Source organism: Mycolicibacterium parafortuitum (assembly GCF_010725485.1).
Taxonomy (GTDB): domain Bacteria; phylum Actinomycetota; class Actinomycetes; order Mycobacteriales; family Mycobacteriaceae; genus Mycobacterium.
Genome location: NZ_AP022598.1, coordinates 3,883,412 through 3,902,041, shown reverse-complemented (window position 1 = coordinate 3,902,041; position 18,630 = coordinate 3,883,412). Strand labels below are relative to the sequence as shown.

12 protein-coding genes and 8 pseudogenes are annotated in these 18,630 nt (G+C 68.5%); 10 read left to right on the top strand and 10 right to left on the bottom strand.

Annotation, left to right across the window (positions count from 1 at the left end; all coding sequences use genetic code 11):
- Positions 1–7: 7 nt before the first annotated feature.
- The 7 genes and pseudogenes from NTM_RS18705 to dop all read right to left on the bottom strand — a co-directional run bounded on the left by NTM_RS18705 (position 8) and on the right by dop (position 8,370).
- Positions 8–1,129, bottom strand: coding sequence for an aromatic ring-hydroxylating oxygenase subunit alpha (locus NTM_RS18705; protein WP_083144466.1), 1,122 nt, complete (start codon positions 1,127–1,129; stop codon positions 8–10).
- Positions 1,126–2,262: an N-methyl-L-tryptophan oxidase gene (gene solA / locus NTM_RS18700; protein WP_083144467.1), complete on the bottom strand. Its 1,137-nt coding sequence runs from the start codon at positions 2,260–2,262 to the stop codon at positions 1,126–1,128. The genes NTM_RS18705 and solA overlap by 4 nt, the downstream gene beginning before the upstream one ends.
- A 3-nt stretch (positions 2,263–2,265) precedes the next feature.
- Positions 2,266–4,703, bottom strand: a pseudogene (locus NTM_RS18695) (GcvT family protein).
- A 228-nt stretch (positions 4,704–4,931) separates the two neighbouring features.
- Positions 4,932–5,696, bottom strand: a pseudogene (gene prcA / locus NTM_RS18690) (proteasome subunit alpha).
- Positions 5,693–6,604 carry a proteasome subunit beta gene (gene prcB / locus NTM_RS18685; RefSeq protein WP_104864902.1) on the bottom strand — a complete coding sequence of 304 codons (912 nt, stop codon included), beginning with the start codon at positions 6,602–6,604 and terminating at the stop codon, positions 5,693–5,695. Before prcB ends, prcA begins: the two are co-directional and overlap by 4 nt.
- Complete coding sequence (locus NTM_RS18680) at positions 6,601–6,795, bottom strand: ubiquitin-like protein Pup (RefSeq protein ID WP_011893953.1); 195 nt, start codon at positions 6,793–6,795, stop codon at positions 6,601–6,603. The genes prcB and NTM_RS18680 overlap by 4 nt, the downstream gene beginning before the upstream one ends.
- A gap of 69 nt (positions 6,796–6,864) precedes the next feature.
- Positions 6,865–8,370: pseudogene (dop, locus tag NTM_RS18675) on the bottom strand (depupylase/deamidase Dop).
- 77 nt (positions 8,371–8,447) lie between these two features.
- Here dop and NTM_RS18670 point away from each other — a divergent pair.
- The 4 pseudogenes from NTM_RS18670 (at position 8,448) to NTM_RS18655 (ending at position 11,814) form a co-directional block, all read left to right on the top strand.
- Positions 8,448–9,635 (top strand): annotated as a pseudogene (locus NTM_RS18670) (hypothetical protein).
- Positions 9,626–10,070 (top strand): annotated as a pseudogene (locus NTM_RS18665) (RrF2 family transcriptional regulator). The pseudogenes NTM_RS18670 and NTM_RS18665 overlap by 10 nt, the downstream one beginning before the upstream one ends.
- Positions 10,071–10,080: 10 nt before the next feature.
- Positions 10,081–11,216 (top strand): annotated as a pseudogene (locus NTM_RS18660) (hypothetical protein).
- Positions 11,213–11,814: pseudogene (locus NTM_RS18655) on the top strand (hypothetical protein). Before NTM_RS18660 ends, NTM_RS18655 begins: the two co-directional pseudogenes overlap by 4 nt.
- Here NTM_RS18655 and NTM_RS18650 read toward each other — a convergent pair.
- Together NTM_RS18650 and arc are read right to left on the bottom strand one after the other, a co-directional pair.
- Positions 11,803–12,132: a PASTA domain-containing protein gene (locus tag NTM_RS18650; protein ID WP_163767101.1), complete on the bottom strand. Its 330-nt coding sequence runs from the start codon at positions 12,130–12,132 to the stop codon at positions 11,803–11,805. The pseudogene NTM_RS18655 and the gene NTM_RS18650 overlap by 12 nt on opposite strands.
- A gap of 77 nt (positions 12,133–12,209) precedes the next feature.
- On the bottom strand, positions 12,210–14,054 hold the full coding sequence (arc, locus tag NTM_RS18645) for a proteasome ATPase (protein ID WP_163767100.1): 1,845 nt from the start codon (positions 14,052–14,054) through the stop codon (positions 12,210–12,212).
- A gap of 147 nt (positions 14,055–14,201) precedes the next feature.
- Between arc and NTM_RS18640 the strand changes: the two are divergent.
- From NTM_RS18640 to NTM_RS18630, 3 genes and pseudogenes are all read left to right on the top strand, one after another.
- A pseudogene (locus tag NTM_RS18640) lies at positions 14,202–14,698 on the top strand (MTB12 family secreted protein).
- Positions 14,699–14,752: 54 nt separating this feature from the next.
- Positions 14,753–15,223: a lipoprotein LppK gene (lppK, locus tag NTM_RS18635; RefSeq protein ID WP_163767099.1), complete on the top strand. Its 471-nt coding sequence runs from the start codon at positions 14,753–14,755 to the stop codon at positions 15,221–15,223.
- A gap of 2 nt (positions 15,224–15,225) precedes the next feature.
- Entirely contained in the window at positions 15,226–15,525 is a 300-nt protein-coding gene (locus tag NTM_RS18630) for a DUF503 domain-containing protein (protein ID WP_083144477.1), read from the top strand.
- Between the two features lie 8 nt (positions 15,526–15,533).
- On the opposite strand, the gene NTM_RS18625 is transcribed toward NTM_RS18630, so the two are convergent.
- A complete protein-coding gene (locus NTM_RS18625; protein ID WP_083144478.1) occupies positions 15,534–16,361 on the bottom strand; it encodes a tRNA (adenine-N1)-methyltransferase in 828 nt (275 codons plus the stop codon).
- An 83-nt stretch (positions 16,362–16,444) separates the two neighbouring features.
- Between NTM_RS18625 and NTM_RS18620 the strand changes: the two genes are divergently transcribed.
- The 3 genes from NTM_RS18620 to NTM_RS18610 are packed head-to-tail and all read left to right on the top strand — an operon-like array spanning position 16,445 to position 18,626.
- A complete protein-coding gene (locus NTM_RS18620; RefSeq protein WP_083144479.1) occupies positions 16,445–17,320 on the top strand; it encodes a RecB family exonuclease in 876 nt (291 codons plus the stop codon).
- Entirely contained in the window at positions 17,317–18,120 is an 804-nt protein-coding gene (locus tag NTM_RS18615) for a thioesterase family protein (RefSeq protein ID WP_163767098.1), read from the top strand. The genes NTM_RS18620 and NTM_RS18615 overlap by 4 nt, the downstream gene beginning before the upstream one ends.
- Positions 18,117–18,626, top strand: a complete 510-nt coding sequence (locus tag NTM_RS18610; RefSeq protein WP_083144481.1) for a DinB family protein — start codon at positions 18,117–18,119, stop codon at positions 18,624–18,626. Before NTM_RS18615 ends, NTM_RS18610 begins: the two co-directional genes overlap by 4 nt.
- The last annotated feature ends 4 nt before the right edge of the window (positions 18,627–18,630 follow it).

Below are 18,630 nucleotides of genomic sequence, written 5' to 3'. Positions count from 1 at the left end.
CGTCGTCCTACACCGCAGCCGCCAGCCTCGACAGTACCCATTCGTGGAACACGGCGAGGTGGTGTTCTGCCGGAACGAGTACCCCGCCGTTGCGGTATGCACGCGAGGACATCGCCGGCTGGGTGCGCTCGCACGCGGCGAAATCCTGTTCGTTGACCCGGTGGAACAACTCGACCGAGCGGGACATGTCCTGCCCGGAGTTCAGCACGTCGCGGGGGTAGAGCCAATCGCATTCCACCACGGTGCGATCCGCGGCCAGCGGATACATGCGGTGGAAGATCACATGGTCGGGCACCAGGTTGACGAAGACCGTCGGCTTGACGGTGATCGCGTAGTACCGCCGATCCTGATCCTCGGTCAGACCGGGCAGTCGCCCGAAGCCGGCCGCCCCGTCCACCGTGAAACCCTGTACCTGAGAACCGAATTCGGCCCCGCGTCCGACATTGGCCTGCGCCGCCACGCCTTTCGTGAACTCGGGCAGCACGCCGACCAGTTCCGGGTGGATGGAGCTGCAGTGGTAGCACTCCATGAAGTTCTCGACGATCAGTTTCCAGTTGGCCGCGACCTCGTAGACGACGCGGTGCCCGACGTCGAGCCCGCCGATGCCGTAGCGGTTGATCGCGTCGGCATCGCCGAGCGTGGCGGTGGCCTCGGCCACCACGTCCTCGAACGGCGGTGGGACGTCGGCCAGGCACACCCATGCGTAGCCGAGCCATTCGGTCAGCGCGACCGGCACCAGCCCGTAGCGCTGCCGGTCGATCGGCGATCCGGCGTCGTCGGTCAGCGTGCCGATGTTGGGCGCGGCCATCAACCGGCCGTCCAGCCCGTAGGTCCACGAGTGGTACGGGCATCGCAGGCTCCGTCTCACCTGCCCCTCGGATTCGGTACACAGTTGGGCACCGCGGTGTCGGCACACGTTGAGGAACGCCCGCAACAGCCCGTCGCGTCCGCGCACCAGCAGCACGCTCTCGCGGCCGACCTGAACCTTCCTGAACCGGCCCGGCTCGGCGAGGTCCGCCGAGCGGACCGTGCAGAACCATCTGCTCTCGAAGATGTTCGCCTGCTCGGCGGCGAAGAGGTCACCGCTGGTGTAGTAGTGGCCGGGCAGGGTGGCCAGCAGTGCGCTCATCGGGTCGTCACCAATCTGCGGGGGTCGAACAGCGAGATCGGGTGCGCCGTCGCACCGGAGATGGCGAGGTCGGCGAGGATCTCGCCGACCACGGGTACGAATTTGAAGCCGTGCCCGGAGAATCCGCACGCGACCGTCACGTGCCTGCTGTCCGGGTGCCGGGCGATCACGAAGTGCTGGTCCGGGGTGTTGGCGTACATGCACGTCGCCGAATGCACGCACGGGCCGTCGAGCGCGGGCAACAGTTCACGGACCCGGTCCCGCATCTCGCGGATCTCGTGATCGCCGACCGTGCGGTCGATCGTCTCCGGGGTGCACGGCACGCCCTTGCGGAAGAACGCGACCTTGACTCCGCCGCGCGGGCCGTCGATGGCCGGGAAGCCGTAGATCTGCATCCCGGAGGCGTTCTCGTCGATGAAGATCGGATGGTCGGCGAACGCCGCCGTGCCGCCGACGGGATCCAGCCAGTACAGCACCTGGCGCTCGACGCTGATCGGGATGCCGAACTCCGCGAGCAGTTGCGGTGCCCACGCTCCGGGGCAGATCACCACCTGCCCGGCGGTGAAGGTCCCGGTCGCGGTGCGCACCGCGACCCCGTCGGCCGTCTCCGACCAGTCCAGCACCTGTTCATCGAACCGCAGTGTGACTCCGGCCTTCTGGGCCAGGTCGAGGTGGGCTTGCACGGTCAGCTCCGGGCGGGCGAAACCGGCCTTCGCCTCGAACAGCGCGACGTCGCCGGAGTTCGGCGTGAAGTTCGGGTAGCGCGAACGGATCTCGGCGGCGTCGAGCAGTTCGTGCGGCAGATCCCATTCCCTGGCCGCGCGCAGACTGCCCGCGACGGTCAGACAGTCCGGGGGTCCGATGAACAGGCCGCCGGTCATCCGGTACACGTCGCGCCCGCTGTCGGCGGCGAGTTTCCCCCACAGCTCGTAGGAGCGCAGCAGCAGCGGCACGTAGGCGGGGTCCTCGAAATAGGACTGCCGGATGATCCGGGATCCGCCATGGCTGGAGCCCTTGTCGTGGGCCGGGGTGAACTTCTCCAACCCGAGGACCCGTTGTCCGCGCGCGGCCAGGTGGTAGGCGGCCGCGCTGCCCATCCCACCGAGCCCGATGACGATGACGTCGTAGCTCATCGACTACCTCTTGATCCGTGACATGCCCGGGTCCACGACGGGTTCGGCGTGCACCGCCGCGGTGTGGGTGGCCCCCCGGTACGCGACGGTGACCGGGTCACCGGGCCGCACGCCGGCGGGCAGCCACGCGTAGGCGACGGTGCGCCCGAGGGTGGGCGAATACCCGGCGCTGGTCACGTATCCGACGCAGTGCTCCCCCACCGACACAGGTTCCTTGCCCAGGACGGCGGCGTCGGGATCGTCGAACACGATGCTGCGCAACACCGACGCCGGCGGCGGCGCGTCACGCAGCGCGGCCTTGCCGACGAACTCGGCCTGTCTTGTCGAGACGGACGGCGAACTCCAGGCCCGCGGCGGCCGGCCGGTGTTCGGTGGTCATATCGGTACCCCAACTGCGGTAACCCTTCTCGATACGCAGGCTGTTGAACGCGAGCCGGCCCGCCGGGATGATCCCGTGCGCGGCACCGGCGTCGGCCAGCAGATCCCACAGCGCAGCGCCGTATTCGGCGCTGGCGTAGATCTCCCAGCCGAGTTCGCCGACATAGGAGACCCGCATCATCGTCACCGGGATCGCGTCGAGGTGGGTGTGCAGCGCCCGGAAGTACTTGAAGCCTCGTGGGACAGATCGTCGGGGCACAGCGGTGCGACCACGTCACGCGCCGACGGCCCCCACACCCCGACGCAGCAGGTGCCGCCGGTGATGTCGCGCAGCGTGACGTCGGCCGGCTTGTGCCGGGACAACCAGTCGAAGTCCATCGGCGAGTTCGCGCCGACCTGGAAGGTCTGCGGCGCCATCCGGGCCACGGTCAGATCGCTGCGGATTCCGCCGTCGTGGTCGAGCAGCAGGGTGTAGGTCACCGAGCCGACGCTCTTGTCGACGTTGTTGGTGGTCATCTCCTGCAGGAAGGCCGCGGCGCCCGGTCCGGCCACCTCGTAGCGGGTCAGCGGGGTCATGTCGTACATCGCCACGTGCTCGCGGGTCCAGTGCGCTTCGGCCACAGAGATCGGCGACCAGAACCGCGCCGCCCAGCCTTCTCGGTGGGGTACGGCCAGTCCGTCGTCGAAAAGCCGTTGCGCCAGTTGGGCATTGGATTCGAACCAGGCCGGCCGTTCCCAGCCGCCGCCCTCATAGAAATAGGCGCCGAGTTCGGTGTGCCGGGCATGGAACGGGCTGGTACGCAGGCCGCGCAGTGCGCTGCGGTACTGGTGCGGGTGGACGATGTCGTAGACCTCGACGAACGCCTGCGAGCTGGTCTGCATGATGAACTTCGGGCTGCGGGCCGCGTCCTCGAAGCGATACAGATCGCACTCGTGGGTATCGATCGACGGGGTGCCGTCGACGATCCATTCGGCAGTCGCCTTGGCCACCCCGCCGAATGGGTGACCCACACCGCCTCGGCGACCCAGAACCCCGGGAGCTCGCGGTGCTCACCCATGATCGAGAAGCCGTCGGGGTGAACGAGAAGATGCCGTTGAAGGCCTCTTCGATCTTCGAATCATGCAGCGCCGGAAGCAGATCGGCGGCCGCCGTCCACGCGGGTGCGAAGTCCTCCTCGGTGAACGGCAGCATCGACGGCATCGGCTCACCCGCGGTGTCGGCGGACAGGGTGTCCATGTCGACCGGCATCGGCCGATGGCTGTAGGAGCCGATACCGAGACGGTCGACGTGCTCCCGGAAGTACAGGTCCTGGTCCTGGTGACGCAGGATCGGCAGGCCGGCCTCGGCGAGTTCGGTGTTGCGTCCGACGAGCGGAGATCTGTCCGGTGCGCGCGTACTGGTGCGCCATGGGCACCAGCGGAAGGGTGAGCCCGACCTGCCTGGCCAGGTGCGCACCCCAGAATCCGGCGGCACACACCACGACGTCCGCATCGAGGACACCCTCGGCGGTGCGCACCCCGGTGACCCGCCTGCCGTCGTCGAGGATTCCGAGCACCTCGGTGTGGGGACGGAAGGTCGCTCCCCGGGCGCGGGCGCGCAGGGCCTGGGCCTCGGCGGCGCGCAGCGCCTTGGCCAGACCGTCATCGGGGGTGTGGAATCCGCCGAGGATGCGGTCGCGGTCGATCAGGGGTGCAAGCGCACGCATTCGGCCGGGGTGAGCAGTCGGCCCTCGATCCCCCAGGACTGGGCCCAGCCGACTTTGCGGTGCAGGTCGGCCAGTCGTTCCGGTGTGGTGGCGACTTCGAGTCCGCCGACCGGGTTGAACGCCCAGCCTTCAGGGTGGTCGAGCGTCCGGAACTTCTCGACGTGTACCGCGCGAACGCGGTCATCGTCTTGGACGGATTCGTCTGGAAGACCAGGCCGGGGGCATGCGAGGTCGAGCCGCCGGTGGCGAACAGGGCCCGCGGTCGACGACGGTCAGATCGGTCCAGCCGCGGGCGGTCAGTTCGTCGGCGAGTGAGGTACCGACGATGCCCGCACCGATGATCACGACTTTTGGCATGGCTTGACCGCTTCCGACAGTGGGGCTTCCGACAGTGAGCTTCCGACAGTGAGCTTCCGACAGTGAGTGTTGTGAAGGTATCCCAGGGAGTTGCGTATTACGCAACGTGATTCGTCATACGCAACAAATCATTCACCCAATGCGGCCACTGCGCAAGGGTTGCCGGAAAAGCAGAACGCACCCTGGCGTTCGAGAACGCGCCAGGGTGCGTGCGGGACCGAGTTCCGACTAGTTGTCGGGGGCGTCGGGCTTGTCTGCGTGGGCCTTGTCTGCGTCGGCCGCAGCGCCGGAGTCCGGCTCCGGTAGCAGCGCCTCCAGCGCGGACCCGGTGATCCGGCGGAAGGCGCGCCTCGGCCGGTTGGCGTCGAGGATCGCGACTTCCAGCGTCGCCGGGCTGAGGGTCCGGGGTTCGGCGCCGTTGCCGCCTGCGCCGAGCGCGGCGACGGCGATCCGCACCGCATCGGCGAGATCGGCGTTCTCGGTGTAGGACTCGTTGAGCGCCGCCGAGATCGGCTCGGTGGTGCCGCCCATCACCACGAAATGCGGCTCGTCGGCGATCGACCCGTCGTAGGTGATCCGGTACAGCTCAGGGGTTTCGTCTCGCCGTAGTGGGCGACCTCTGCCACGCAGAGCTCGACCTCGTAAGGTTTGGCCTGCTCGGTGAAGATGGTGCCCAGCGTCTGGGCGTACACGTTGGCGAGCTGACGCCCGGTCACGTCGCGGCGCGAGTACGCGTAGCCCTGGGTGTCGGCGAACCGGATGCCGCCACTGCGCAGGTTGTTGAACTCGTTGAACCGGCCGACGGCGGCGAAGCCGACCCGGTCGTAGAGTTCGCTGACCTTCTGCAGCGACCGCGACGGGTTCTCCGCGACGAACAGCACACCGTCGGCGTAGGCCAGCGCGATCACGCTGCGGCCGCGCGATTCCCTTGCGGGCGAGCTCGGAACGCTCGCGCATCGCCTGCTCGGGCGAGATGAAATACGGGAAGCTCACTGCTCGTCACCTCGAACGGGCTTGGCGTCAGGACCGAAAGTATCTGCCCGCGAACGGCTCTGGATGATCTCACGACATGTGTCGGCGATCTGCTGCTCGGAGATCTCGACCGCCCCGTCGGCGGTGATCACGACGGCAGTCGGGAAGATGCCCCGCACCAGATCCGGGCCGCCGGTGGCCGAGTCGTCGTCGGCCGCATCGTAGAGCGCCTCGATCGCGACCCGCAGCGCCGAGTCGGCGTCGGTGACCTGGGAATACAGCTTCTTCATCGACGACTTCGCGAAGATCGAGCCGGACCCGACGGACTGGTAACCCTCTTCTTCGAGGTTGTGCCCGCCCGCGGCGTCGAAGGACACGATGCGCCCGGCGGCCTCGGGATTGGGGTCGTCGAGGTCGTATCCGGCGAGCAACGGCAGCGCGACGAAACCCTGCAGGGCCGCACCGAGATTGCCGCGCACCATGGTGGCCAGCCGGTTCACCTTGCCCGGGAAGGTCAGCGCCACACCTTCGAGCTTCTCGTAATGCTCGAGTTCGACGGCGTACAGGCGCGCGAACTCGACGGCGATCGCCGCAGTGCCGGCAATGCCGGTGACCGTGTAATCGTCGGTGATGTACACCTTCTGGACGTCACGGCTGGCGATCATGTGCCCCTGGGTGGCGCGCCGGTCACCGGCCATCACCACTCCGCCGGGGAACTTGAGCGCCACGATCGTGGTGCCGTGCGGCACCACGTCGGTGGGCGCGCCGGTCGGTTGCACCGCACCCGGCAGTAGATGCGGCGCCTGCTGACGCAGGAAATCGGAGAACGACGACAAGTTCACCCCGCCATGCGTCATGGCCGAGGACGCGCTGAAGGCGCCGGGTAAAGCGGACGGGAAGGCGGACTTATCTCGATCCGGCCAGGTCACTGTCCACCCTTCTGCACGTATGCACGGACGAAGTCCTCGGCGTTCTCCTCCAGGACGTCGTCGATCTCGTCCAGCAGGTCGTCGGTTTCTTCCGTCAGCTTCTCGCGGCGCTCCTGCCCGGCGGCCGTGCTGCCGGTGGGGTCGTCGTCCTCCCCGCCCCCGCCGCCACGCTTGGTCTGCTCCTGAGCCATTGCTGCCTCCTGGTAAGTATGGTCTCCCCACCCTACCGTCCGGTTCGCGGATTACCGGGGATAGCTGGGTCAGGTCGTCAGCTGTTCGACGAGTTCGGCTGCGCTGTCGACAGAATCCAGCAGGCCCCGACGTGAGCTTTGCTCCCGCGCAGCGGCTCCAGGGTCGGAATCCGCACCAGCGAGTCACCGCCCAGATCGAAGATCACCGAATCCCAGCTGGCCGCGGCGATGTCGGCGCCGAACCGTCGCAGGCACTCGCCGCGGAAGTAGGCGCGGGTGTCGGTGGGCGGGTTCTCGACGGCGTCGAGCACCTGCTGCTCGGTGACCAGTCGCTTCATCGATCCGCGGGCCACCAACCGGTTGTAGAGGCCCTTGTCGAGCCGGACATCGGAATACTGCAGGTCGACCAGGTGCAGCCGCGGCGCGTTCCAGCCCAGGTTCTCCCGGTGCCGGAAGCCCTCCAGCAGCCGCAGTTTGGCCGGCCAATCGAGCAGGTCGGCGCACTCCATCGGATCGCGTTCCAGCAGGTCCAGGACGTGCGCCCAGGTTTCGAGCACATGCGAGGCCCGGGGATCCGGGTCGCGGGCGTCGACGAGTTTGGCGACGCGGTCCAGGTAGATCCGCTGCAACGCCAGCGCCGTCATCTCGCGGCCGTCGGCCAGTGCCACCGTCGCGCGCAGCGACGGATCCCGCGAGACCACGTGCACGGCGTGCACCGGCCGGGCGAGCGCCAGATCGGTCAGTTCCAGCCCGATCTGCGGACCCTCCTCGATCAGGTCGAGGACCAGCGAGGTGGCGCCGAGCTTCAGATAGGTCGACGTCTCGGCCAGGTTGGCATCGCCGATGATCACGTGCAGCCTGCGGTACTTGTCCGCGTCGGCGTGCGGTTCGTCCCGGGTGTTGATGATGCCGCGCTTGAGCGTGGTCTCCAGCCCGACCTCGACCTCGATGTAGTCGGAGCGCTGCGAGAGCTGGAAGCCGGCCTCGTCCCCGAGGGACCGATCCCGACACGGCCCGAGCCGGTCACGACCTGCCGCGACACCAGGAACGGGTCAGACCCGCGATCACCGCGGAGAACGGCGTCTGCCGGCTCATCAGGTAGTTCTCATGCGACCCGTAGGACGCACCCTTGCCGTCGACGTTGTTCTTGTACAGCTGCAGTTTCGCGGCTCCTGGCACGCTGGCGACGTGCCGGGCGGCGGCTTCCATCACCCGCTCGCCGGCCTTGTCCCAGATCACCGCGTCCATCGGGTCGGTGCATTCGGGTGCCGAGTACTCGGGGTGGGCATGGTCGACGTAGAGCCGGGCGCCGTTGGTCAGGATCATGTTGGCGGCGCCGACCTCGTCGGCGTCGACCACCGGCGGCGGTCCCGACGAGCGGCTCAGATCGAATCCGCGGGCGTCGCGCAGCGGCGACTCCACCTCGTAATCCCAGCGGGTCCGCTTGGCCCGCTGGATCCCGGCCGCGGCCGCATAGGCGAGCACCGCCTGGGTGGAGGTGAGGATCGGATTCGCGGTCGGGTCAGACGGCGACGAGATGCCGTATTCGACCTCTGTTCCGATGATCCGTTGCATGGCGACCAGCCTAGAGGTCGCCGCGCCGGACGAGGTCACGAGCCCTGCGCGGTCCGTCGTGGTGAGATCTACCCGCTATGTCCGCGCAGTCCGCATCCCGCCTGGCCGCCGAGCGCTGGTTCCTGCAGCGCGGGCTGCCCGCCGTGCTGCGCCCGGGGTGCTGGTACAGCGCGTGTGGACCCGCTCGGCGCCCGCGCTGGCCGCGCTCGCGGTGATGATGGCGTTCTCGATGATCATCGTCGGGGTCACCAAGTACACGATCGATATCGACGGCACGCCGAACCGGACCGAATGGTTCGTCCTCGCGGTGATCGTGCTGGTGTTGCCCGCCGCGGCGGTCGTCGGCTGGCTGGTCTCGCGCACCGACGACATCCGGATCCGTGCCATCGTGTCGGGGCGTCGCTGGGCATCGCCACCCTCGGCGGCGTGTACGCCGGTCCCAGCCCCGGGTGTGGGTCGACATCGTCACCGAGATCGTGATCGTCGCGGTCATCGTGGTCTGCACCGCGACCGGAGCCGGCGCGATCCTGGGCTGGGCGGTCCGGATGACGCTGGCCAACCTCGCCTCGATCGGCAACCTCCTGCTCGGCGCGCTGCCGGTGATGCTGTTGACGGTGCTGGTGTTCTTCAACGGACCGGTGTGGACGATGGCGTCGACCGTGAGCAGGCCGCGGTTGTGGTTCGCGCTGCTGTTCCTGATGCTGATCGCAGGCACATTCCTGCTCTCCAGCACGATGTCGCGGGTGCGGCCGATCCTGGCGCCGGACGCCAAGCAACCCGAAGACGCCGCCCGCCTGGTCGGGACGCCGTTCGAGGCGATGCCGGACCGCCCGCGCCGCGTCGATCTGTCCCGCCCCGAACGCCTCAACGTCGGGTTCGTGCTGGCGATGTCGCAGATCGTGCAGGTGATGACGGTCTCGATCGTGACCGGGCTGCTGTTCTTCGTGCTGGGGCTGATCCTGGTCAGCCCGGAGTTGCTCGCCGCGCTGACGAACCACGGCTCCCCCGACGGCCAGTTCCTCGGTATGACGCTGCCGGTGCCCGACGCGCTGATCCAGGTGACGATGTTCCTGATCGCGCTGACGTTCATGTACCTGGCCGCCCGCGCGGTCGGCGACAAGGAGTACCGGGAGCGCTTTGTGGATCCGCTGATCGACGATCTGCGGCTCACGCTCGTCGCCCGGGACCGGTACCGGACCGTCACCGCCGATCCCGAAAATACGCAACGCGAAGGCGGAATTAGTACTCTTCGCCCATGCAACTGACCAGGTTCACCGATCTGGGGCTGCGGGCGATGATGCTTCTGGCCGCCGGCGAGTCCGCCGACAGGCGGGTCACCACCGGCCAGATCGCGGCGAACGCGGGCGCGTCGGAGAACCACATCGCCAAAGCCGTGTCCCGGTTGGTCGAACTCGGGCTGGTGGAAGCGCCGCGGCCGGATCGGCGGGCTGTCGCTGACCGATGCGGGCCGCACCGCGTCGGTGGGCCGGCTGGTGCGGGAACTCGAAGGCGACCGGGAGGTCGTCGACTGCCAGGGGCTGACGGCCTGCCCACTGATCGCGGCCTGCCGGCTGCGCCACGCACTGGCCCAGGCCAAGGAGGCCTTCTACCGCGAACTCGACCGCTACACCGTCGCCGATCTGGCCAGGAGTCCCGCGCTGACGGTCATCGCGCTGGGCCCGCCCACCCCGGCCCGCTGAGGTGGCCGACATGCGGCAGGTGCACGAGTGGTTCCTGCACCGGGGGCTGCCCTGGTGCTGCCGCGCCGCGTCCGCGCCCGCAAGCTGGTGCAACGCTCGGCGCCGATGGTCAGCGCCGTCGGCGCGCTGACCGCGCTGACGATGCTGTTGGCGAACCTGACCGGCGACAGCCCCGACTACGGTTATGCGGCCCGGCTGGGGGTGATCGCGCTGGTGCTCATCGCGGCGCCGTTCGTGCTGGAGCTCCTGCATCGGCTCGGTACCCGTGTCGGCGAGGTGCTGCGCCGGTGGGCCGCCGTGCTGGTGATGACGATCTTCGTGGTGATCATGCCGCTGACGGTCAGCGGCTGGTCCGGCGCGGCCGCCGCCGAGACGCCGGTGTTCATCGTGATCTCGCTGATCGCGGTGTGGTTGACGTATCTCGGTTTCGGCTCGATCGCGTTGTGGGCGTTCAGGTTCGCGTGGGTTCAGCTCGGCGCGCTCGGAACGTTGATGAGCCGGGCTCTTCCGCTGCTGATGCTGACCGTCGTGGTGTATTTCACCGGCGAGCTGTGGCAGCTGTCTGCCCGCATGTCGCGCGAAAGGCTTTGGCAGACCATCGGTTTCCTGAGCCTGGTAGCGCTGCTGTTCATGGTGGCCACGATCCGCGACGAGGTCGCGGCGCTGCGCCAGGACCGGTCCGAGCGCGAGGATTCCACCGCGCTGCTGGCAGACACCCCGTTGGCGGCCACCCCTACCGGTCCCGTCGCGCGCACCCCGCTGTCGCTGGCCGAACAGGCGAACGTGGTCGCGGTGATGGTTGTCGCGCAGGCGATCCAGGTGGTGCTGTTCACCGCCGGACTGTTCGGGTTCTTCCTCGCCCTCGGCCTGATCGCCATTCCCGACGATGTCACGGTGCTGTGGGCGAGCGAGCAGAGCTGCGCGGTGGGCGTACCGCCCTGTGCGGGAACGTGGTTCGGCATCCACATCCCGGTCCCGCAGACGGTGGTACACACCTCGCTGTTCGTGGCGGTGCTGTCCGGGCTGTACTTCACCGTCAGCACCAGCGTCGACCCGCTGTACCGGCAGAGGTTCTTCGACCCGCTGATCGCCGACGTCGCAGTAAGCTTGGCGGGCCGTGACGCCTATCTGGAGGTTCAGCGATGAGCACCGTGTTCGGTGAACGCTATGGTGAGGTCCTGCTGGTGCGCATCGGCGCCACCGGTCCGGAAGCCACCGTGTACAACACCTTTCCGCTCAACGACTGCCCCGCCGAACTGTGGGCCAAGCTCGACGCTCAGGCCATCGCCGCCGAACACGGTGCCGCGGCCGCACTGCTCAACGGCCCCCGCTACTGGTTGATGAGCCGCATCGAGAAAGACGGCGGCACCGAGACACCGCGGGAGACCTTCGGCGGTATCGAAATGCTGCAGCAGGCCACCGTGTCGCTGTCATCGATGAATCCGGGCCCCTATTCGGTCAACGAGGTGGACCGGAAGGCGGTGTTCGTCTACGACTCCGGCACAACGGTTTTCGAACTCGTCGACCCGGACGGCCGCCGGTGGGTGATGCAGACCTACAGCCAGACCGTCGACCCCGGCCTGACTTGGACGACCTCACCGCACTCGGCGACCGGCTGAACCTGCCCGACGGCTGGAGCTATCGAGCGCAGACGCTGGAGCAGCCGCTGCGGGCGGACACCTCGACTCGGAAAGCCAGTGTGCTGCAGGACGATCTGGCCAACAGCTACTCGCTACTCACCTGACGGGCACTCGCCGGGCCGGGCCACGATGAGCGTCGGCGGGGTGTCGTCGGGGATGATGGTCCCGGCCGACGGCGCCTGCGCGCACACCTCCCAGTTGGTCAGGTTCTCCTGCTCGAACGGCGGGCCCTCGGCGGTGGTGGTCGCAGGCTCGACGACACCTTCGCTGGCCGCCAGCACCGCATTCCGGGCGTCCTGCAGAACCTGACCCGTTACATCGGGCATCACCCACTGGTCGGCGGCTGCCGGCGCCGCCGCCACGATCGCGGCGGCGGCGAACAGCGACGTCGTCCCCAGGACTCGCACAGCCTGATTCTTCATGGCACTTCTCCAGGGTCGCTGAGCACTACCTTCTTCGAAGGTACGCCTGTGCGGCCCCGGCCGAGCCGGGTTCGACGTTACAGGTACTGGCCCAGGTTGGATTCGGTGTCGATCGCGCGGCTGGCCGACGAACTCTTGCCGGTGACCAGCGTGCGGATGTAGACGATCCGCTCACCCTTCTTGCCCGAGATCCTGGCCCAGTCGTCCGGGTTGGTCGTGTTGGGCAGGTCCTCGTTCTCGGCGAACTCGTCGACGATCGAGTCGAGCAGATGCTGGATCCGAAGACCCCGCTGCCCGGTCTCCAGCACCGACTTGATCGCGTACTTCTTGGCCCGGTCGACGACGTTCTGGATCATCGCACCGGAGTTGAAGTCCTTGAAGTACATGACCTCTTTGTCACCGTTGGCGTAGGTGACCTCCAGGAACCGGTTCTCGTCGATCTCGGCGTACATCCGGTCCACGACCCGCTCGATCATCGCCTTGATGGTCAGCCCGCGGTCGCCGTTGAACTCGGCGAGGTCGTCGGCGTGCACCGGCAGTTCCTCGGTCAGGTACTTGCTGAAGATGTCCATCGCCGACTCGGCGTCCGGCCGCTCGATCTTGATCTTGACGTCCAGGCGGCCGGGCCGCAGGATCGCCGGGTCGATCATGTCCTCGCGGTTGGAGGCGCCGATCACGATGACGTTCTCCAGGCCTTCGACACCGTCGATCTCACTGAGAAGCTGCGGCACCACGGTGGTTTCGACATCGGAGCTCACGCCGGTGCCGCGGGTGCGGAAGATCGAGTCCATCTCGTCGAAGAACACGATCACCGGGGTGCCCTCGGAGGCCTTCTCCCGGGCGCGCTGGAAGATCAGCCGGATGTGACGCTCGGTCTCACCGACGAACTTGTTCAGCAGCTCGGGGCCCTTGATGTTGAGGAAGTAGCTCTTGGCCTCGCGGGCGTCGTCGCCGCGGACCTCGGCCATCTTCTTGGCCAGCGAGTTGGCCACCGCCTTGGCGATCAGCGTCTTGCCGCAGCCTGGGGGCCCGTAGAGCAGCACCCCCTTCGGCGGGCGCAGCGAGTACTCGCGGTAGAGCTCCTTGTGCAGGAACGGCAGCTCGACCGCGTCGCGGATCTGCTCGATCTGGCGGCCGAGACCGCCGATGTCGCTGTAGCTGACGTCGGGGACCTCTTCGAGCACCAGGTCCTCGACCTCAGCCTTGGGCACCCGCTCGAACGCGTAGCCGGCCTTGGTGTCGACCAGCAGCGAGTCGCCGGGACGCAGCCGGCGAGGCCGATCGTCGTTGCCGCTGTCGTCCTCCTGCTCGTCGGGCAGGTTCTCCGCGGCGACCAGCGGCTCGGCCAGCCAGACGATGCGCTCCTCGTCGGCGTGGCCCACCACCAGGGCGCGCCGGCCGTCGGCCAGGATCTCGCGCAGCGTGCTGATCTCACCGACCGACTCGAAGTGACCGGCCTCGACCACGGTCAGCGCCTCGTTGAGACGCACCGTCTGGCCCTGCTTGAGGGTCTTGGTGTCGATGTTCGGGGAGCAGGTCAGGCGCATCTTGCGGCCCGAGGTGAACACGTCGACGGTGTCGTCCTCCTGGACGGCCAGCAGCACGCCGTAGCCGCTGGGCGGCTGGCCCAGCCGGTCGACCTCTTCGCGCAGCGCCAGCAACTGCTGGCGCGCCTCTTTGAGGGTGTCCATCAGTTTCGCGTTACGCGCGGCCAGCGAGTCGATACGCGCTTCGAGCTGGTGGACGTCACGCGTACGCGCGCCGCCGGACCCGGCGGAGTTCTCCAGTTGGTCGCGCAGGAGCGCGGCCTCGCGCCGCAGCTGTTCGAGTTCTGCCGCATCTTCGCTGGACAGGTGGCTTTCAGGGGACGTTCCAAAGGCTTCAGGGCCGTCGCTGGCTTCTGGACGCTCGGACTCACTCATGCTGAGCTCCTTTCGCACACCCGATGTTGGTGCGGTAACAACTTCAAAGCTACCGGCGATTCAGACATTGTGTGTGCTCTGGGAATTCGACACACCAGCGACCCTGTTAGCCTCTGTAGATCAGTTCGTCCGAACGGAAGGACCGCCGTGACCCTGAAATCCCTCGTTACCAGCTTGACCGCTGGAGCAGCAGCCGCCGCATTCGTCGGAGCTGCGGCTGCGGGTGTGACCTCCATTGCAGCGGGCGCGGGAATCGCGTCTGCGTCACCGGTCCTCAACGCTCCTGTTCCGGCCGCACCGGCCCCGAACTCGAAGGCGCACTCGTATCGACGCTGAGCGCGCTGTCCGGACCGGGCTCGTTCGCGGGCGGTAAGGCCAGCTTCATCCAGGGTGGCCTGGGCCGGATCGAGGCCCGCGTGGCCGACAGCGGCTACGCCAACGCCGCGGCCCAGGGGTACTTCCCGCTGAACTTCACCGTCGCCGACATCGACCAGAACGGCCCGGTGGTGACCGCCAACGTCACCGCGGCAGCCGCGAGCGGCGCCGTGGCGACCCAGCCGCTGACCTTCATCGCAGGCCCGAGCCCGACCGGCTGGCAGCTGTCGAAGCAGTCGGCGATGGCCCTGATGTCCGCGGTGGGTTGATCTCCCGCACCTCTTCGTCCGCAGCGCCGCCACACTCTTGTGGCGGCGTTCGGCGTGAGTGGGTGCGGTCAGTCCGATCATCCGGCGGCCACCCCGTTCACTCCGCCACCGTCTGCCACGACGACGCCGCGCCCCGAACCGATCCCGGACTCCCCCGGCGGTCCGCCGCTGCCCCCGGCCGCGGCGCTGACCGACGTGATGGCCAGGCTCACCGACCCGGCGGTGCCCGGCATGGAAAAAATCTCGCTGATCGAACAGGGCACCGCCGCCGAAGGGGCCGGGCTGGACCGGTTCGTCGTCGCGCTGCGCGACAACGGGTCGTACCCATGGACGTTCGAGGCGCATGACCTCGCGTGGTCGCAGTCCGCGCCCGGGCACGTTCTCGCCACCGTGGTGATCCGGCCCGCCGATCGGCAGCGCGGCGAGTTCAGCTATCCGCTGGAGTTCGCGCCTGCCGGGCCGTCGTGGCAGCTGACCCGCGATACCGCCGATCTGCTGCTCAGCGTGGACGACCCGCCGAGGTGAGCATGTGGATCGGGTGGATGGAGTTCGACATCCTGCTCGGCGATGTGCGGTCGTTGAAGCAGAAACGTTCGGCGGTCCGGCCGGTCATCGCCGAGCTGACCCGCCGGTTCGGGGTGTCGGCCGCCGAGACCGCCACCCAGGATCTGCATCGGCGCGCCGGAATTGGCATCGCCCTGGTCGCCGCGGACCGGGCCCACGTGGTCGACGTCCTCGACACGGCCGAGCGGCTGGTCGCCGCGCGGCCGGAGTTCGACCTGCTGTCCACCCGGCGGGGGCTGGCGAAGAGCACCGACGAGGACTGACCCGACCGCTAGGTGAGTCGTTTCTTGCGCAGTGGCACCGGCGCGACCGCGCCGGGCGCCAGCCGGCGGGCGCTGATCAGGAACGCGGTGTGGCCGCGCATCGAATGCTCGGGGCGCACCGCCAGCCCGACCACGTGCCAGCCGCGCTGCATGCTCTCCCAGGCCCGCGGCTCGGTCCAGCACTGCTGTTCACGCAGCGCCTCGACGGTCTTCGACAGCTGGGTGACGGTGGCGACGTAGATCATCAGCACCCCGCCGGGGACGAGCGCGTCGGCGACGGTGCCGAGGATCTCCCACGGCGCCAGCATGTCGAGCACGACGCGGTCGACCTGGGGTCCGGAGTACTCGGCCAGATCGGCGATCACCAGGTCCCAGTTCGCCGGCGCCTCGCCGAAGAACGTCTCGACGTTGCGCCGCGCGTGCTCGGCGTGGTCGTCGCGCACCTCGTAGGACGTCACGTGCCCGTCGGGTCCCACAGCGCGCAGCAGCGAGCACGTCAGCGCCCCCGAACCGGCGCCGGCCTCCAGCACCCGCGCCCCGGGGAAGATGTCGCCCTCGTGCACGATCTGGGCCGCGTCCTTCGGGTAGACCACCTGGGCGCCGCGCGGCATCGACATCACGTAGTCGACCAGCAGCGGACGCAGCACCAGGAACTGGTCACCGTTGGTGGACTTGATCACGCTGCCTTCCGGCAGGCCGACCACGTCGTCGAGGGCGATGATGCCGCGATGGGTGTGGAACTCGCCGCCCGGCTTGAGCAGCATCGTGTAGCGCCTGCCCTTGGCGTCGGTGAGCTGCACACGATCGCCTACTGCAAAGGGGCCTGTTCTGCGCACAGTTGTCCAGCCTGCCAAAGGACGCCACACCGTGCGCGCCCGGGTTGGGTGTGATTGTCGGGGGCGGTCCTAGTGTGATTCGCATGACCGAGCCGACGCCCCGACCGCTGCGGCGTCCCGCGCTGTCGCCGTCGCGCGCCGCCGATTTCAAACAGTGCCCGTTGCTGTACCGGTTCCGGGCGATCGACCGGCTCCCGGAGCCGTCCTCGACCGCACAGGTGCGCGGTTCGGTGGTGCACGCCGCCCTCGAAGAGCTCTACGCACTGCCCGCCGCCGACCGGGTTCCCGAGACCGCGACCGCGCTGATCGCGCCGGTCTGGGAGCGGATGCTGACCGAGAAGCCGGCCCTGGCCGACGACATCGAACCCGCGCTGCACGCGGAGATGCTCGAGCAGGCGCGCATCCTGCTGTCGGGCTACTACCGCCTGGAAGACCCGACCCGGTTCGATCCGCAGTCGTGCGAGCAGCTCGTCGAGGTCGAACTCGCCGACGGGACACTGCTGCGCGGTTACATCGACCGCATCGACGTCGCACCGACCGGTGAGATGCGCGTGGTCGACTACAAGACCGGTAAGGCGCCGCCGGAGGCGCGGGCGCTCGCCGAGTTCAAGGCGATGTTCCAGATGAAGTTCTACGCGGTGGCGTTGCTTCGTTCGCGCGGGATCCTGCCCACCCGGTTGCGGTTGCTCTACCTCGCCGATCATCAGGTGCTCGACTACAGCCCGGAGCTGGCCGAGCTGGAACGGTTCGAGAAGACGTTGATGGCGATCTGGCGGGCCATCCAATCAGCCGGTGCCACAGGCGATTTCCGACCAAGCCCGTCGAAGCTGTGCAACTGGTGCGCCCATCAGGTGCACTGCCCCGTCTACGGCGGCACTCCCCCGCCGTACCCGGGCTGGCCGGAGGTGCTCGACGACGGAGACCCCGAGGCGGTGCTGCAGGCGGAGCCGGCGGCGTGATCAACTGCCTGTACCGCCGGCTCGGCGCCGACGGCGACTACGCGGTGTTCGAGTCCACCGACGGCACCCGCAGCAACTGGGACCCGAACATCCAGCACGGCTCTCCGCCGCTGGCACTGCTGACCAGAGCGATCGAGGATCTCGCGCAGGGCAGCGGGCTGCGCATCGGCAGGCTCACCCTCGACATCCTCGGCGCAATCCCGGTCACGACGGTCCGAGTGCGCGCCTGGGTCGAACGCCCGGGGTCGAGGATCTCACTGATGGCCGCCGAGATGCTCGTCGACCGCCCCGACGGCACGCGCCGGGCTGTCGCCCGGGTCACCGCGTGGCTGCTCGCGCCCAGCGACACCGCCGACGCCGTCGTCGACCGGTACCCACCATTGATCGAGGGTGAGTCGGTGACCGGCGCCGCCCACGCCTGGCAGAACGCACGCGGTTACCTCGAGACGGTGAGCTGGCGTAAGCAGCCCGACGACAACGGATCCTCCGCCGCCGTCGCCTGGATGAGTCCCCTTGTGCCGCTCATCGATTCGGAGCCGACCACCGCCCTGCAGCGGCTGGCCATGGTGGTCGACTCGGCCAACGGCATCGGCGCGGCGCTGGATCCGCAACGGTTCCTGTTCATGAACACCGACACGGTCGTGCATCTGCACCGGCTGCCCGACGGGCAGGATTTCGGGGTGCGTGCCCGCGGCTCGATCGGTCCGGACGGCGTCGGCGCCACCACCGCCGAACTGTTCGACCGGCGCGGATTCATCGGCACGTCGGCACAGACCCTGCTGGTGCAGCGCCTCGGATGATCACCGAGATCCGACGTCAGTTCGACCTCGCGTGGGCGCTGGCCGACCTGCACCTGTCCGCACTCTCCGGCGCCGACTTCCTGTGGGAACCCGCGCCACTGTGCTGGACGGTCCGGCCGGACGGCACCGGACGCTGGTACGCGGACTTCGCCGACGTCGAGCCGCAGCCCGCTCCCGTACCGACGATCGGGTGGCTGACGTGGCATATCGACTATTGGTGGAGCGCCACGCTGGCGTCGCTGAGCGGCCGGACGCCGCCCACACCCGCCGAGGTCGCCTGGGCGGGCGACGGGGCCGCGGCGGTGCGCCGCGTTCGCTCGCTGGCAGACCAGTGGCGGGATCTGTTGTCCGGCATGACGTCCGACGGACTGACCGCCCCGTCGGCCTTCCCATGGGGTCCCGCCGCGAACCGCACGGTCGCCGACACGACGCTGTGGGTCACCGTCGAGCTGGTGAAGAACACCGCCGAGATCGGTCAACTACGCCTGCTGCGCGCGGCCCGGTAGGCCG

Bases quoted from the DNA above. Each gene is read 5' to 3' on its own strand.
- NTM_RS18705 (WP_083144466.1), bottom strand. From the start codon at position 1,129: ATGAGCGCACTGCTGGCCACCCTGCCCGGCCACTACTACACCAGCGGT.
- solA (WP_083144467.1), bottom strand. From the start codon at position 2,262: ATGAGCTACGACGTCATCGTCATCGGGCTCGGTGGGATGGGCAGCGCG.
- NTM_RS18680 (WP_011893953.1), bottom strand. From the start codon at position 6,795: ATGGCTCAGGAGCAGACCAAGCGTGGCGGCGGGGGCGGGGAGGACGAC.
- NTM_RS18650 (WP_163767101.1), bottom strand. From the start codon at position 12,132: ATGAAGAATCAGGCTGTGCGAGTCCTGGGGACGACGTCGCTGTTCGCC.
- arc (WP_163767100.1), bottom strand. From the start codon at position 14,054: ATGAGTGAGTCCGAGCGTCCAGAAGCCAGCGACGGCCCTGAAGCCTTT.
- NTM_RS18630 (WP_083144477.1), top strand. From the start codon at position 15,226: ATGTGGATCGGGTGGATGGAGTTCGACATCCTGCTCGGCGATGTGCGG.
- NTM_RS18620 (WP_083144479.1), top strand. From the start codon at position 16,445: ATGACCGAGCCGACGCCCCGACCGCTGCGGCGTCCCGCGCTGTCGCCG.
- NTM_RS18610 (WP_083144481.1), top strand. From the start codon at position 18,117: ATGATCACCGAGATCCGACGTCAGTTCGACCTCGCGTGGGCGCTGGCC.